This window comes from Xylanibacter sp. (assembly GCF_057607445.1).
Window position 1 is genome coordinate 36,577 of the sequence record NZ_DBLZAX010000015.1, and the last position, 16,965, is coordinate 53,541.

The window sequence follows — 16,965 nt, forward strand, 5'->3', positions numbered from 1 at the left end:
TTTTGCAATAGACTTGTATTTAAAAGTTATTATTGTCAAGCATATCGAATCCGCAGTATGGTATAAGCGCTTTGGGAACTTTAATACCTTCTGGTGTTTGATTGTTTTCAATTATTGTAGCTACAATGCGAGGTAAAGCTAATGCAGAGCCATTTAATGTGTGGCACAGTTCTGTTTTTTTTGTTTCAGAATTGCGATAGCGGCATTTTAGACGATTAGCCTGATAACTTTCGAAGTTGCTGACAGATGAAACTTCGAGCCATTTCTTTTGTGCAGCGCTATAGACTTCAAAGTCATAGCAAATAGCTGATGTAAAACTCATGTCGCCTCCACAAAGACGTAAAATGTGATATGGCAATTCTAGTTTCTGACACAATCCTTCAACATGTGCAAGCATTTCATTAAGTGATTCATAAGAATGTTCTGGCTTATCTATGCGGACAATTTCAACCTTATCAAATTGATGTAATCTGTTAAGTCCTCTCACGTCTTTACCATATGAACCAGCCTCACGTCTGAAACATGCAGAATATGCACATCTTTTGATTGGAAGATCTTTCTCGTCCAATATGACGTCTCTGAATATATTGGTTACAGGAACTTCTGCTGTAGGAATAAGATAAAGATTGTCCATATTGCAATGATACATTTGACCTTCCTTGTCTGGTAACTGGCCTGTTCCGTATCCAGATGCTTCATTTACTACATATGGAGGTTGTATTTCCAAGTATCCGCTTTTACGTGCTTCTTCAAGAAAAAATGCTTCGAGCGCTCTTTGAAAACGTGCCATCTTTCCTATATATATAGGGAATCCGGCTCCTGTAATTTTTACACCTAAATCGAAGTTTATTAAATTGAATTTTTTGCATAGATCCCAATGGCATAAAGCATCTACTGGAAGGTCGGGTATTTGTCCGCCTTCTTTTACGATAACATTATCTGATGCATCTTTACCTTCCGGAACATCGTCGTTTGGAATGTTGGGGATTGTACAGAGTAGTTCTGTCAGTTTTTCTTGGGTTTTATCTAATTGATGCTCAAGATTTTTGGCACTTTCTTTTAGCTTGGATACATTTTCTTTAATCGCATTGGCTTCGTCTGTTTTCTTTTCTTTCATTAGAGAGCCAATTTGTGCTGACAACAATTTGCATTCCTGCAGATTCTTGTCAAGCTTTTGCTGGGTTTCACGTCTGGTCTTATCCAATGCTAAGACATTGTCAATAGCCTCTTTGGCACCATTAAAGTGTTTTTTCTCAAGCCCTTTAATTACACGTTCAGTTTCTTCACTGATGAGTTTTAGTGTAAGCATACAAATTTATATTTTATAATAACAGATGCAAATTTACAAAAAATATTTTTTGTAGCGACTAAAAAAAGCAAAAATCCCGATTCTCGTGTGAGAAAAGGGATTCTTGTGTTTGTTTGGAATAAATAATTAAAAATTCTTTTGTTTAAGCTTCTGCTTCAGGTATTACAGATACAACACTCTTGTCTCTGCGGCCCTTGTGGAAATTAACCACGCCGTCAACCAAAGCATAAAGAGTATCATCTTTACCAATACCTACGTTCTTGCCAGGGTTGTGCTTAGTACCACGCTGACGAACAATAATGTTACCAGCAATTACTTTCTGACCACCCCAAATCTTAACGCCTAATCTTTGAGAAGCTGACTCACGTCCGTTCTTAGAACTACCTACACCTTTTTTATGTGCCATTTCTTGTTCCTCCTAAAATTTAAGCGATTACTTCTTTGATTTGTACTTCAGTGAATTGAGCACGATGTCCGTTCTTCTTACGGTAATCTTTTCTGCGCTTCATCTTGAAAACGATGACTTTGTCACCTTTTACAAGAGGATTTACAACTTCACATACTACCTTTGCACCGTCTACGGTTGGTGCACCTACCTGTACTGAACCTTCTTTGTCGACAAGCAGTACCTTGTCGAATTCAACAGCCTGGCCTTCTTTCACATCTTTCATGTGGTGAACGAACAGTTTTTTGCCCTGTTCTGCCTTAAACTGCTGACCGTTAATTTCTACAATTGCGTACATTTTATTATGTTAAACGGTTTTTTCCGTAAGGCGTATGACATCGTGTCATAGCTTGTTTGAGCCTATACGGACTAAATCGGCTGCAAAATTATAACAAATAATTTAAACTTCCAAATTTTTTGTGTTTGTTGGTTTGGTTGTTGTAATAAAAATATTTAAAAATCCTTTCTTGGTCTATCATTGTGCGATTTTACATCTTGCTTTGTTCTGTATTTGGGTAGTCTTATCGTTTTAGTGTTATATATGGATATTATTTATCTATTTGTCGTCAATGTAAATATAAATAATATGGCATGCCTCAAGTAATGTAGGCATGCCATATTAATATATTACTTTCTGTTTATTAATATGCAAAAAGTGGATATTTTGACATTGTTTCATTCACTCTTTGACGCACTGAAGAAATTACGTTTTCATCTTCAGGACTGTTCAGAACTTCTTCAATAAGGTCTGCGATAAGAACCATGAGGTCTTCTTTTGCTCCTCTTGTTGTTATAGCAGGAGTGCCAAGACGTATTCCTGATGTTTGGAATGCACTGCGTGTATCATACGGAACCATATTCTTATTTACGGTTATATCAGCAGCAACTAATGCACTTTCTGCAACTTTTCCTGTAAGATCAGGATATTTAGAACGCAGGTCAACGAGCATAGAGTGGTTGTCTGTTCCTCCACTTACGATAGTAAAGCCGCGTTTAATGAGTTCGTCAGCAAGTACAGTCGCATTTTTCTTAACTTGCATAGCCCATTCTTTAAATTCTGGTTGTAGTGCTTCATTAAATGCTACTGCTTTTGCTGCTATTACATGCTCCAGCGGTCCGCCCTGTGTACCAGGGAATACAGCACTGTTAAGAAGCTGACTCATCATCTTGATTTGACCTTTAGGTGTCTTCTTACCCCATGGATTCTCAAAGTCTTTACCCATAAGTATAATACCGCCTCTTGGGCCACGTAGTGTTTTGTGAGTTGTAGATGTTACAATATGTGCATATTTAACAGGATTATCCAAAAGACCAGCGGCAATAAGACCTGCAGGATGAGCCATGTCAACCATTAAAATTGCTCCTACTTTGTCTGCAATTTCACGCATGCGTTTGTAATCCCATTCGCGGCTATATGCTGAACCACCGCCAATGATTAATTTTGGCTTATGCTCGATTGCCAGTTTTTCCATCTCGTCATAGTCAACGCGACCAGTTTCTTTGTCGAGATTGTATCCTACAGCATTATATAATATACCTGATGTGTTTACACTTGAGCCATGAGACAAGTGACCTCCATGGGCAAGGTTAAGCCCAAGGAACGTATCTCCTGGATTTAATACAGTTAAAAGAACAGCAGCATTTGCCTGTGCTCCAGAGTGAGGCTGAACATTTGCGAATTCTGCACCAAAAAGTTTTTTTACGCGTTCGATAGCCAGTGTTTCAACTTCGTCTACCACACCGCAACCGCCATAATAGCGTTTTCCTGGAAGGCCTTCTGCATACTTGTTTGTCAAGTATGAGCCCATAGCCTGCATAACTTCATCACTTACAAAGTTCTCTGAGGCAATGAGTTCCATTCCCTTTAACTGTCTTTGATGTTCTCTTTCGATGAGGTCGAAAATTACTTGATCTCTTTCCATACGATAGATTTTAATATGAATGTTGTGTTTAGGTTATTAATAGTTATGCAAAAATATAAAAAAATATCGATGCATGCAAGATAATTATTCTATAACTTATACGAGTTTAACCTTATTAATATCTTGTTCCTTGTCGCAATAATGACATTTAATAATGCCATTTTCTTTATCTATTACATGGAACACGGTTTTCATCGGTTCATTATTTGTAATACACTTAGGATTATTGCATTTGATGATTCCTTGAAGTTCGTTGGGTGTAACGACTTTTTTCTTCTCAACAACCTCATAGTTGCGTATGATGTTGAGAACGACATTTGGAGCAACAACAGAAAGTCTTGAGATTTCTTCATCTGTGAAGAATTTGTCCTCGACTTTGATAATTCCTTTATGTCCGATTTTCTTTGACAGATAATTATAGCCTATAGTAACTACAGTTTTCAAATTCTGAAGTCCTAAAATATTGGCCACTTCGTATGTCTTTTCTGAAGGTATATGGTCAATGACGGTACCATTTTCTATTGCTGCTACCAATCTTTCTTTCTTGCTCATTGTTTACTGGCTTAATAAAGTTCTGCTTATTTAATAATAGTAGGGTCGTTAATGATTTCATCCATAGACAAGCCTAGTACGTCGCATATGATAGCCTCACGTGCATAAAGGCCGTTTTGTGCCTGCTGGATATAATATGCATGCGGATTTGTGTCAACCTCATATTCTATTTCGTTAACACGTGGAAGCGGATGCAATATTTTCATGTTATCCCTTGCGTTATTGAGCATGTCGTTTTTTAGAATATAAACATTTTTTACTTTCTCATATTCCATTAAGTCAGAGAATCTTTCTTTCTGTACTCGTGTCATATATAGAATATCGGCCTCGTTTATTATTTTTTCGTTGAATGCCGTATGTTCCACATATTTTATATTATGTTCTTTACAATAAATTTTATATTCATTAGGCATTGCAAGTTCCTTAGGTGCAATGAAATGGAACGTTGGATTGAAGTGTCTCATTGCCATGATAAGAGAGTGAACAGTTCTTCCGTATTTCAAATCACCAACGAGACATATATTCAGATTTTCAAGTGTGCCTTGCGTCTTGTATATTGAGTATAAATCAAGCATACATTGTGAGGGGTGTTGGTGTGCACCGTCTCCAGCATTAATAATTGGTATTGGGGCAACTTCACTTGCATACTGTGCAGCACCTTCAATATAGTGGCGCATTACAATCGCATCGGCGTAGTTGGATACCATTAATATCGTATCCTTTAATGTTTCTCCTTTAGTCGCGCTTGTTACTTTCGCGTCACTAAATCCTATAACACGTGCTCCAAGTCTATTTGCTGCAGTTTCAAAACTTAGGCGAGTACGTGTAGAAGGTTCAAAGAAAAGCGTAGCTACAACCTTGCCTTTTAGAATTTCTCTGTTAGGATGTTTTTCAAACTCTTGTGCCAACTTTATCATGTAAAGAATTTTCTCCTTTGATAAATCAGCAATAGTTACAAAATTATGTTTTCCCATTAATGTAGTGTTTCTAATTCGACCGCTAAGTTAAGCATTATTTTTAATTTATGATTGATATTTCAAAAGAAAAATAGTATTTTTGCAGCTAATTAGTTTTTTATTATAAATAATGAGAAAAACATTTGTGCGTATCCTTTGGGGAACGCTTTGTGCGGTTATAGTATTTTTGGCTGTTAGTTTTACTTCCATATGGTTTGGATGGATTGGTTATATGCCAGATTTGGAAGATTTGCAAAACCCTATTAGCCGATATGCCTCTCAGGTTTATTCTGTAGACGGCAAGATTCTTGGTACATATAATATGAATCGTGAAAATAGGGTACATGTTGATTATGATGGTATTTCGCCTTATCTGGTTCAGGCTTTGGTCGCTACAGAAGACGAACGATTTTACGATCATTCCGGCATAGATTTTATCGCATTAACTCGTGCTGTTGTAAAACGTGGAATTTTAGGACAGAAAAGCGCAGGTGGCGGTTCAACAATAACCCAGCAACTTGCAAAGCAACTCTATTCAGCTACAGCTAAAAGCACACTTGAACGTTTGTTGCAGAAGCCAATAGAATGGGTTATTGCTGTGAAACTTGAGCGTTTTTATACAAAAGAAGAAATAATAACAATGTACCTTAATTATTTCGACTTTCTTCATAATGCCGTAGGCATCAAGACCGCTGCTGATGTTTATTTTGACAAGGATCCTAAAAATCTTACATTGACAGAGTCTGCCACACTTATTGGCTTGTGTAAGAATCCTTCTTATTTTAATCCTGTAAGATATCCTGAAAGATGTACAGATCGCCGTAATGTTGTTCTGGGGCAAATGTTGAAAGCTGGATATCTTACAAATGAAGAATATCAAAAAGCTCATGATGAGCCTTTGGCTCTTAATTTTCATCGTGTTGACCATAAGGATGGTATTGCAACTTATTTTAGGGAGTTTTTAAGACAATACATTATGGCTCAAAAACCAACGTTGGAAGATTATCCATCTTGGAATAGGGTTCAGTTTACAATTGATTCTTTGGCATGGGAGACTGATCCTTTGTATGGCTGGTGTAATAAGAATCATAAGAAGAATGGTGAACCTTATAATGTGTATACAGATGGTTTGAAGATTTTTACAACAATAGATTCCAGAATGCAGAAGTATGCTGAGGAGGCCGTATTGAAGCATGTGGGGAATTATCTTCAGCCGGCTTTTACGAAAGAGAACAGAACAAAGCCAAACGCTCCGTTTACTAATGCTCTTACTGCTGCTGAGGTAAAAGGAATTCTGAACAGGTCAATAAGACAGAGCGAGAGATATAGGGCTATGAAAGAGCAAGGTGCTACGGAAAGTGAAATACAAAAAGCATTTAGAACACCTGTTGAGATGTCCGTATTCACGTATCATGGTGATGTAGATACAGTGATGACACCGCTCGATTCAATTCGTTATATAAAATCATTCTTGCGTTCTGGTTTTGTCAGTATGGATCCGCATAATGGTGCTGTCAAGGCTTATGTGGGAGGCGTAGATTTTACTCATTTTACTTATGATATGGCTACACAGGGACGCAGGCAGGTGGGATCAACGATAAAGCCGTTCCTTTATGCTTTAAGTATGTCTAACGGTATGTCGCCTTGTGATGTTGCACCCAATGTTCAGAGATCTTATGGCAACTGGACACCAAGAAATGGCAGTCGGTCAAGATATGGACAAATGGTAACCCTGAAATGGGGACTTGCACAGTCGAACAACTGGATATCTGCGTATTTGATGAGTCGTATTAATCCTCAGGATTTTTTGCGTATATTGCGTGATTTCGGTATAAACACTTATGGCGTATATCCGTCTATTGTACTTTGTCTTGGCCCTAATGAAGCCTCTGTATGTGAGATGGTAAGTGCTTACACTACGTTTGCAAATCATGGAATACATTGTTCGCCTATGTTTGTTTCAAAGATAGAGGACAACGAAGGCAACGTAATAGCTACGTTCCAGCCACGTATGAATGAGGTGATAAGCGAAGAGAGTGCTTATAAAATGCTCGAGATGCTTAAGGCTGTGATGGATGGTGGTACAGGTAGCCGAATGAGATATAAGTATAAGGTTGAGTGTGATATGGGAGGCAAGACTGGTACCACCAACCGTAATGCCGATGCTTGGTTTATGGGTTTCACGCCATCTTTGGTAAGCGGCTGTTGGGTTGGCGGTGAAGATCGTGACATTCATTTCGACTCTACCAGAATGGGACAGGGCGCTAATATGGCTTTGCCTATCTGGGCGTATTACATGAAGAAGGTGTTTGCCGACCGTTCTCTGGGATACGATCCTAACGAGAAGTTTGATATACCTGAAGATTTCAACCCCTGTGTTTCAGAGTTTGATGACTATAGCGCAGGAGGTATTGAAGAGGTGTTCGAATAGCAATTAATTATTATCCGATAGTTCGTTATTATTGAGCAATACAAAAATAAGAGGGTGGGGCTGATTGTTTAGCCTCACCCTCTTATCTTTTCAGATACCATCACATTTACTTCAAATCAGTCATTAGTTCATATACATTTTTACCTTTTTGCGCATCCATATTTTCAGCCGCATTTCTATTTTCTATTAGCGAAAAATAGTACTAAAATCCGTTTTATATAAAGCAAAAATACAGTTTCAATTCTGATGACGATTCTGTTCTTTTAGCCAGCAAGGCTATGAATTTTTACGGTCATTCTGTCACTACAAACTGAAACGTACCTTGAACAATATTTCTCGTGGACGTAGACGGGTGGATGTATATATGCGTTGTGTGTCTGTGAAATATCGGCGCTCAAACAGATCTTTACCAAACAGGTTATGACAAGCTGCGCCTATCTCAATGTGTCGTGTCTTGTATGTTATCGAAAGGTCGGAATACAATGTTGTCGACACCGATTCGTCGTTGCTGTGATACATCTCGTTGTCAAACTCAATAATCCAGTTGCCAGGCATGATATATGTGCGCAGTTTATGGGTAAAATAACATAATGTTTCGTCATAACCGTCTGTACTCTCCTGATTGGTCTGATGGTTACGGTTTAGTGAAGACGTCAAGTCAGCAGAGAGCCAATATAGAGGCTTTATAGAGATGTTGAGCTTTATCTCGCTGCTTTCCATCCTGAATGGCTGCACATTGTCATTTATGAGCATGCTGTAGTTGTTCCATGTCTGCCGTGCAGATAATTTAAGCAACAGACCGGCCCAGTCGAAGCTCTTACTTGCCGAGCCGTTAAGCGTAATCATGCTTACGGACGAGCGTTGGTCTGACGGAGTGCTGCAATAAACATTATCTACAAGTTCACCCTTATACATCAGCATGTTGCCCATACGGCTGTAGACGATTCCGCCATTGGCAAAAAATCCGCTTATCACGTTTTTGTATCTTGCAGCGGCATTCAATACGAAAGCGTCAATATAGTCAAGCTGTCCGTTGCCGCGACGTGCTGTTATATAGTCGGTGAACACCAGAGTCGGCATGGATGTCAGCGCGTCCTGCGGCATCAATGAATATGAGCCGCCAGCCGTAAGTTGCCATCGAGCCGTTGGCTCATAGCTGAAATAGAGTGAAGGGTCTGCCGTAAACTTATGTGCCGACAGCGAATTCAGACTGCGGTATCGCCAGTTTATTGGCACATTAAGACTGATACTTACGTCGTGTGTCTTGATGCTTATGTCAGGAGATACGTAAACCCTATATTCATCATATTTATCGGTGGCTGTGTTCACTGCGTTTTCTACATCAATGTTCTGCCGTTTCAGGTCAAATCCTACGGTATATGTAATATTCAGCAACCACAATCTGTGTCTGAAGTTTGTATAAGTTTTCCAGTCTAACTGACCTATGTTGAGTGTCTCTGCCGATCCGTCTGATATGAGCAGCGTTCCGGGCTTATAATGATAAGCGGCAGCTGAACTTAACGAGAAACTGTTTCCGCCTGAAAAATTCTTAATGAAACGCAGATTGTCTGCCACATATCTTTCACGCGGTCTTACGCTCTGCAGCGTTGTCTGTCCGTTAAGTACAGATGTACCGAGGCTGCGGTTAAAGTCAGCATATCCTTTAAGGGTGTTTACAAGATATAGCCTGTCTTTATTCACTTTATACATCAGCTCGCCTTCATATTCGTTACGGTATGCCTGTGCGTCGTTGTCCTGTGTTATCACGGCTCCGCTGCCTAAGTCGGTATAAACAGTCTGCGACTGCTGCCGCTTCAGACTCTTGTCGAACAGCCCCGTAAGTTGAAGTCGCAGGTCGTTGTCTGCCGCCGTCTTAAACAGCCAGTTGGTGGCAAGTATATGTGTGTTGTTAAACATGGTTCGGCTTTCGTCAAGTCCTGTTCTGCCCAGACCAATGCCTGAAAGCAGTCCGCCTGCAGCCGGTACGCTCTCTTCGAGCGATGCCAATGAGCCAACTTCGCTGCTTATGTCCTTGCCTGTGTTGTTGCACTTATACATTGATATGCTCTGCATCTTCCGCGAAAACAGCATTGCCAATGCCCGACTGTCATACAATGCGTCTGTCTTTCCCTGCAGAGTGGCGCCTCCGCCAAGCGACAATTCTCCCTGCCACATATCCTTCACCTTCTCGTCGAGCACGATGTTAAGCGCAGCCTGGTCACTGAACACTACATCCTTAAGTGTCTTCACTGGCTGATGATTCTCCATCACCTGCACCTTCTTCACCTTGCCGGCATCTATGTTGTTGCTCGCTACGCCATATTTGCTGCCCATGAGGTCCATGCCTTCAATATAAAACTTGTTGATGTTTTTGCCCTGATATGTTATGCTGCCGTCTTTTCCAACCTCCATTCCGGGCATACGTGATATGACGTCGGCTATCGAGCGGTCGTTTTTCTGCCGGAAACTGCTAACCAAATAGTCTATCGTGTCGCCGCGCTGTGTTATCTTGTCTGGTTTCACCTTCACTTCTTTCAGCGCGAAAGCTTCTTCCCTCATGGTTATTGTCCGTCCGTCTTTATATGTCTTTGCAGCCAGCGTCACTGTGGCATAGCCCATACTTCTGAATACGAGCGAGTCGGTTTGTCCGTCTTCTCCTTCATACTTCAGAGTAAAGGCTCCCGTCTTAGCCGTTATGGCGTATGCCCTTATGCGTCCTGCTGTGCCTTTGAGCATAACCGAAACTCCTGGAAGCGGCTTGCCGCCCTCATCCTTAACAAGGCCCTTAAATGTCCGGGCATTGAGCAGTAGGGGAATCATAAGTAAAATCAGGACAAATATCTTTTTCATAATTGGGCATAATTTATTTTTCATATAATCATAAGCAGTTTCATTACTGAGGATGAAAGGTTAAGGCCTGTATGTCTCCATCAGATTCACCGGCTTTTTCCTCAATGCTTCAGTGTTTCCTGTTTCCATATAATGTTTGGTGAACGGAACGCCGTTTACCTTTTCCATATAAAGTTTTATGTTGGCAAAATATTCCTTGTAGATATCTTGCAGTTCCAGAGGAGTACAGTCTACATACTTTTGCTTGTCGACCGCCAACTGCCGTCCGTCGCCTTTTTCTATGGCTGTGCATACAAATGAGAATGTTCCTGTTTCGTCAGCAGCCTTGAGTATCAGCCCAGGCAGACCGCATAATTTCCATGGGCCGTCAGCTATGGGTATGTCGGCGGTAAACCATACGTGCCATCTGCGTCCGCGCAATTCGCCCACAGCGCTTTGGCATCTATAGCCAGCCACGGTACTGTCGCTCTCTGTCAGAGTCCATTCTATATGTGGCATGTCTTCTTCATATTTAAAGAAATCTATCAGCACTCTGTCGACATACACCAGTCTTCCCTGTGACGGAATGTTCTTATAAATGTGATACGCTTGCCCGCTCTGATATGGCTTAACCTGCTTGCGTATCTTCTCTAAGTTTATCTGTCTTGTAGCATTCATGCTGTCAATCAAGGCTTCTTTCATTCTGTTCATCCAACTGTAAAAGTGTGACGCACTGTTGCCAATGTCAAGCTTCATCACGTCCTGTTTAGCTTCGTTTTCACCTTCTGTATTAGCATATCGCACCTGATATGTTACGCTAAGTCGAACACTGTCAGCTGTGGATGCAGACAGCGTCATAAACGACAACAACAAGAATATCATCATGTATTTTCTCATATCTCAGCTTATTATTTTTATGCAATGCATCAACATATTATCAGCCTCTCTTCATTAAGTTGCAATCCAATTTGTCATGGCATTGTTTCCTTACATGCTTAAAACTTTAAATTTTGTAGCGCGACAAGTATATGTCATAACGTAAAAGGCGCAGATAGAGGGACGTAATCAGTGCGTAAACGGTTTTTCGTCTATTGATATTATCGCGCTCTTCCGTTTACTGCCGGGAATGGGCAGCGAGTTGCCGGTACGGGTGACAAGAAACTGTATTGGGTCGTCGTTATATTTATAATAAAGCGTTTTGTATTCATCGTAAGTACAATCTGTATAATTTCCCGAAGGCATTTCCACCAACATTCCGTTTCCGCTTGTTATAGATGTGCAGCAGAATGAATATATTCCGTCGGATTCAACAGCTTTGAGTATGAGTCCCGGCAGTCCGCGCAGTTTCCATGGACCGTCGCTTACCGGAATGTCTGCTGTGAACCATACAGTCCATCGTCTTCCACCTATATTCGTCCATGCCTTGCCACAGCTGTATCCGCATATCGTGGTGTCGCCATCTTCGATATTCCACTGCAGCCGTTTGTCAGCTTCAGTGTATTTCACTCCGTCTAACCCAAACGTATCATAAAACGTTATACTGTCACCACCTGAAGGGCGCTTGCATACATGCCATTGCAAACCTCCTCCGCCAACGTTCTTTGCGTTGTTTATGGCTATGTCGAGTGGCAGATTGCTTTCATTGATCTTTTTCATCTGTTCGTCACGCAGCCTTTGTGCCTCGCTGTAAAAATGAGACATGGTACGCCCCACATCCAATGCCATAACGTCATGGGGCTTATGTCCGTTGCCGTATGTGGCATAAGTTGTATTATATACGATGTGCAGCATAACGCTGTCGGCTGTCTCGGCCGACAGCGCAGCAAAATTCAATAGCAAAAGTAATAAGATGTATTTTCTCATAAAATTAATTATTTAAAGGATATTACGAAATATCTGTCATATAAGTATGTTTTTACGGCTGATAAAAATTCATGTAGACAACAGCTAATCACTGGCATATTTACAATGACCTCATACTTCTGTTGACTGTTAAGAACATATATATTGTTTATTTATGTCATAGTATTCTAGAAAATGCAACTTCGCCTTAGCATTAGCTTTGGGAACAAACCGGTTTATAACTTCTTGCAGAATTGTCTGTCCGTACGTGTCAGGCATATAAGTTAAAGGATCCGAAAGAAATTTTGTGCTAATTGTATTTACGCTTATGCTTCCACTCATATTCATGCTGTCCATCTTTGCCAGTTTCTGCTCAAAATAGTCGCTGAAAAAGTGTGATGAACGCTTTCCTATATCAAGACGCATCATATCACAACGGTCAGACTTTCTATATTTTGAATAGTTGTATTCAGATGTATAAACAATGCTCATTATCACGCTGTCAGTTGTCTGAGCTGAAAGTGTAAAGCAGCTGATAAAGAAATACAACAAAATAACCAATTTATATGCCATATTTAAATTCTTATATTCATTCAGTATGTACATAACTTTATTGAAGAAATACATTAAGATTTCTTCAATAATAAAATCAGCAACTTACAATTATCTTTTATACTTGTTTTTTATTTTTCTCACAATAAGCAATATCCCCGCGAATATCAGCAGGCAAGTTGCTATTACGGCCAGCTCATGCCAGTTGGTCAAATCCTCAAATACGTTGGCAAACATTGTGAGAAAAGAAACGTAAAAGAACAAACATGCGAGAGCATTTCTTCTCTTACGTATATCAAGATATATACCCGCCGCAAGCAGCGCAACTGTTATTAAAAGCTTAAATATAATCATATTTTGTCCACCAAAAATTTAAATAAGTCTATTACTAATTATAATGCCTTATCCGGAATCTCCGGCCAAACCATCAGGCATTATTGCTACGAAAACAAAAATTGCACATATCGCAAAAAATACGGATACGGCTTTTTCATAGTTTCATATTCAACTTTTACAAAATTACAAAAAATAGCGAAATATACGATAATATTTCACTTCACAAAACTTCACAAAAATACAATCTGTTGATTTCCAGTTATTTACAATAGCGTTAAAGTTCTTTGATAAAATGGTCAAGATCTTTTGCTCCTCCCTTTTTTTGAAACATTTTAAAGTATAAACGTGACTTTGCCATGCCGAGAGAGCTATATGAATAAGGTGAGATATTGCATATTTCTTTAGATGAAAGACCTGCTTTCACCATACAGCAAATCCATACTTCATTATCATTTATGTCTGGATAAAACTCTTTAAGGCGTTTTGTAAAATTGTTGTATGCCTTATTCAAGGCTTCAACAAGTCTGTGATAATCAGCAGAAGACGGTACGACATTTGGAGTGTGATACAATTTATATACATCCGTATCAGCCAAGTCAGCTATCAGCAGCTCACGATGTTTTTCTTTAAAGAGCATATGTTCATTCTGCTTAGCCAGCATCTCAGCCTCGTTACGCATTAAAGACTTGCGTATTTCAGTAAGTTTTTCGTTCGAGACAGATAATTCTGTTTCCAATTGTGCTATACGCTCTTCATTACGCTTCATTTTTTGCATTCCAGTTTCTTGGAGCTGGCTTAAATAATTATTTGCACGTTCCTGCTGTTCCCGTATGCGTTTTCTCACATTAGAATAATGTTTTATCAAAATCAAAGACACAACTATCACCGTAAAGATAATTACCGAAAGCAATATGGTAAGATTTGTCTTTGTCTCTGCCAATATAGTATTTTTACGCTCTATATCAATATTCTTCTCCACCTGTGACAACATATCTGATGTTTCATTTAGCTCGCTTGCCGTCACAGAGTCAGAATACACAGAATATTGCTCATAATACTTTATTGCCTCGTTATGCTTGCCCTGTTTCATTAATAATCGAGCTAAATCCAAAGACACATCCCTCTTTATAGAGACATCGCTGTAATTCATCCCACGCTTATTATATGCAACGGCAGAATCGAGCTGCCCTCTTTTCTCAAAGTACATAGCCCAAATGTAATAATGAGACGATATGTCTTTGTCTGTCGTTGCAAGGAATTGCGTATTCAATGCCGCATAAGCTTCATCAAGCCTACCTTCTTCAATATATATACCGGCCAATTCCTCCATAACCATATTATAAAGGTTCGCGTCATCAATGGTTTTTGCTTTTTTTGCTGCTTTTTGGTAATAATGTATAGCAATGTCATTTCTGTTTAAATCACGATACGAACGTCCAATATCTCTCAATGAATAAACTTCTGTAACCTGTGCACCAGCCTGCTTGGCATATCCGTATGCCAACTTATTATATCGCAACGCATCTTTATGCAAGCCCTTCACTTCATAAACATATCCTGCCCATGTGGCAGAACGGGCTTTGTAGCGGTTTATGGCAGAATCGTTTTCAGACTCCACTTTAATTGCTTTGTTGAACGAGGTCAGGGCATGACCATAAAGATGCATGTCGCAATAGACGCGGCCGAGAAGATAATTAGCACGGACGCGCTGAAGGTCACTGCCATGACTATTATAATAGTTTGCTGCAGCGCGCATGGTTGAGTCTGACACATGTAGGATATAGCATTTGTCGTCGGCTTCGGTGCGCGACAGTGCGTACCATAAGCGATAGTCTTTGCCAGAACGGCATATCTCAAGCGAGTCGCGCCTCAATATGTACAGCGCACTGTCGGGATGTTCTTCCATAAGGCTGTCTGCCGTGCGCAATAAACTTTCAGTTCTACCTCCGTCACGACATGAAAAGAATGTTGTGCAGAGCAACAAGAAGGGGAGTGCTTTTGTTATTAAAGAAGTTAAAGTCATATGCCTTGTAGTCTTTTATCTTAGTTTAAATTTACCAGCATTAAGCCTTACCGAAAGCATAGCTTGTAAAGTTGGTTTAAACACTAGGCATCAGCTCTTTTATATATTGCGTTTTTGCGTCTTGTGCAGTGAACTGACGAGTCCTGCGCAGTGCAAATATAGCGAAACTCGCCCGATTTCGGATGGATTTAGGAAGAATAATGTAAACTATTGGGCTTTCAGGGAGATACGCAGCATTATTCCGCATTTGTAAATGTGTGCTTTGAAGCCGTTTTTTGAATAGTTAAGCGAAAAAATTGCTACCTATCCGTTGCCCATTCCAGTTGTATGGAGTTGTTTGAAAATCCTTTCTGCTCCGACCGTAAAGAACGCAGTTTCATCATTTTGGCTTAGCGAAGGTACTTATTTTTTTTGAGATATGAAAAATATAGGTTCCGGAAGTCAATGGTGATAGCTTTGTCGATGTCTGACGATATTTTACATGCCGATGATTAACTCTGTCTCTGTTAATTTTGCAAACAATGGAACAGATTATGAATCAGACAGATGTAAAGGTTTCGTTCTACCTTAAAAAGAGCGAGGCGGATGCCAGGGGAAACTGTCCCGTGATGGCACGGCTTATTGTCGGCAAGCACTCTGAAACAGCATTCAGTGTCAAGTTTCGTGTGCCACAGTCATTGTGGTCATCCGGACGGGCGTGTGGAAAAAGTGTTGCGGCAAGAGACATAAACAACAGACTGGATGAAATACGTGCTGCCGCGCTCGGCATCTATGCGGAACAATCTGCAATCCGTGAGGATGTAACAGCAGAGGATGTAAAGCATCAACTTTTGGGGATGGCTTCGGAACAGGAAACCCTATTAAGCTATTTCAGACTTTTCATTAGAAATTTCGAGAAACGCGTTGGGATCAATCGTACGGAAAAGACATTGAGGGCTTACCGCAATTCCTACAATCATCTGGTACGTTTTTTACAGATGCAATATAAGCTGTCAGATATCCCTTTTGCCGCATTGGACCGTTCCTTCATTGAAAAATATGACTTGTATCTACGTACGGAATGTTGTCTGGCTTCAGGCACAATAGTCAATCTTACCGTCCAACTGAAAACAATTGTCGGAGAAGCTATTGCTGACGGTATAATAACAGTATTCCCGTTTGTCGGATATGAACCGGTACATCCGAAACCGGAACAGAAATATCTCACCTCCGAAGAATTGAATAGGATTATGACAACACCTCTCCATGATCAGATTCTTTATCATGTGAGAGATATGTTCCTGTTTTCCTGTTATACGGGTATTCCCTATAGCGACATGTGTCTGCTGACAAATGAAAACCTTTCTCTCGCGGAAGATGGTACCTGGTGGATCAGGAGTTCTCGCAAGAAAACCGGTGTAGATTTTGAAATACCGCTTATGGAACTGCCGTTCCATATTATTGAAAAATACCGCGATATGGCTCCTGAAGGAAAGCTTCTCCCCATGTATTCCAACAGTTCATTGAATCGTTATTTGAAACGCATCGCCGAAATTTGCGGTATAGGACGTAAGCTGGTCTTCCATGCAGCCCGTCATACCTATGCGACAGAAATTACACTTTCCCATGGCGTACCGCTTGAAACGGTCAGCAAGATGTTGGGGCACAGTCGTATTGAGACCACACAGCATTACGCAAAGGTGACAGACAATAAGATAGATACAGATACGAAAGCATTGGATAAAAAAATTGCTGAGCGGTTTTCTGTAGTTATTTGATAATGGCAAAA

13 protein-coding genes are annotated in these 16,965 nt (G+C 40.2%); 2 read left to right on the forward strand and 11 right to left on the reverse strand.

Translation table 11 applies throughout. From position 1 onward, the window contains the following. Window positions 1-19: 19 nt before the first annotated feature. The 6 genes from serS to pyrB all read right to left on the reverse strand — a co-directional run bounded on the left by serS (window position 20) and on the right by pyrB (window position 5,202). The gene (gene serS, locus ACZMIG_RS11455) at window positions 20-1,309 is read right to left on the reverse strand and encodes a serine--tRNA ligase (RefSeq protein WP_487889571.1); all 1,290 of its coding nucleotides are present in this window, start codon (window positions 1,307-1,309) and stop codon (window positions 20-22) included. 142 nt (window positions 1,310-1,451) lie between these two features. Next, entirely contained in the window at window positions 1,452-1,715 is a 264-nt protein-coding gene (rpmA, locus tag ACZMIG_RS11460; RefSeq protein ID WP_021854336.1) for a 50S ribosomal protein L27, read from the reverse strand. 19 nt (window positions 1,716-1,734) lie between these two features. Next, a complete protein-coding gene (gene rplU / locus ACZMIG_RS11465; RefSeq protein WP_021854337.1) occupies window positions 1,735-2,052 on the reverse strand; it encodes a 50S ribosomal protein L21 in 318 nt (105 codons plus the stop codon). A gap of 343 nt (window positions 2,053-2,395) precedes the next feature. Further along, window positions 2,396-3,676, reverse strand: coding sequence for a serine hydroxymethyltransferase (glyA, locus tag ACZMIG_RS11470; protein ID WP_021854338.1), 1,281 nt, complete (start codon window positions 3,674-3,676; stop codon window positions 2,396-2,398). Window positions 3,677-3,772: 96 nt separating this feature from the next. After that, window positions 3,773-4,228: an aspartate carbamoyltransferase regulatory subunit gene (gene pyrI, locus ACZMIG_RS11475; RefSeq protein WP_021854339.1), complete on the reverse strand. Its 456-nt coding sequence runs from the start codon at window positions 4,226-4,228 to the stop codon at window positions 3,773-3,775. Between the two features lie 26 nt (window positions 4,229-4,254). Beyond that, on the reverse strand, window positions 4,255-5,202 hold the full coding sequence (gene pyrB, locus ACZMIG_RS11480) for an aspartate carbamoyltransferase (protein ID WP_125104255.1): 948 nt from the start codon (window positions 5,200-5,202) through the stop codon (window positions 4,255-4,257). A gap of 112 nt (window positions 5,203-5,314) precedes the next feature. On the opposite strand from pyrB, the gene ACZMIG_RS11485 reads away from it, so the two are divergent. Next, window positions 5,315-7,615, forward strand: a complete 2,301-nt coding sequence (locus tag ACZMIG_RS11485) for a transglycosylase domain-containing protein (RefSeq protein ID WP_370799047.1) — start codon at window positions 5,315-5,317, stop codon at window positions 7,613-7,615. Between the two features lie 303 nt (window positions 7,616-7,918). On the opposite strand, the gene ACZMIG_RS11490 is transcribed toward ACZMIG_RS11485, so the two are convergent. The 5 genes from ACZMIG_RS11490 to ACZMIG_RS11510 all read right to left on the reverse strand — a co-directional run bounded on the left by ACZMIG_RS11490 (window position 7,919) and on the right by ACZMIG_RS11510 (window position 14,930). Continuing rightward, window positions 7,919-10,465: a carboxypeptidase-like regulatory domain-containing protein gene (locus ACZMIG_RS11490; protein WP_487889572.1), complete on the reverse strand. Its 2,547-nt coding sequence runs from the start codon at window positions 10,463-10,465 to the stop codon at window positions 7,919-7,921. 60 nt (window positions 10,466-10,525) lie between these two features. Beyond that, window positions 10,526-11,341 (reverse strand): GLPGLI family protein, encoded by an 816-nt coding sequence (locus ACZMIG_RS11495; protein WP_487889573.1) that lies wholly within the window; start codon window positions 11,339-11,341, stop codon window positions 10,526-10,528. A gap of 168 nt (window positions 11,342-11,509) precedes the next feature. Further along, entirely contained in the window at window positions 11,510-12,307 is a 798-nt protein-coding gene (locus tag ACZMIG_RS11500; protein ID WP_487889574.1) for a GLPGLI family protein, read from the reverse strand. A gap of 129 nt (window positions 12,308-12,436) precedes the next feature. Continuing rightward, window positions 12,437-12,859, reverse strand: a complete 423-nt coding sequence (locus ACZMIG_RS11505) for a hypothetical protein (protein ID WP_288949239.1) — start codon at window positions 12,857-12,859, stop codon at window positions 12,437-12,439. Between the two features lie 589 nt (window positions 12,860-13,448). Further along, entirely contained in the window at window positions 13,449-14,930 is a 1,482-nt protein-coding gene (locus ACZMIG_RS11510) for a tetratricopeptide repeat protein (RefSeq protein WP_487889575.1), read from the reverse strand. Window positions 14,931-15,730: 800 nt separating this feature from the next. Here ACZMIG_RS11510 and ACZMIG_RS11515 point away from each other — a divergent pair. Then, entirely contained in the window at window positions 15,731-16,954 is a 1,224-nt protein-coding gene (locus tag ACZMIG_RS11515; RefSeq protein WP_204428408.1) for a site-specific integrase, read from the forward strand. Window positions 16,955-16,965: the final 11 nt, after the last annotated feature.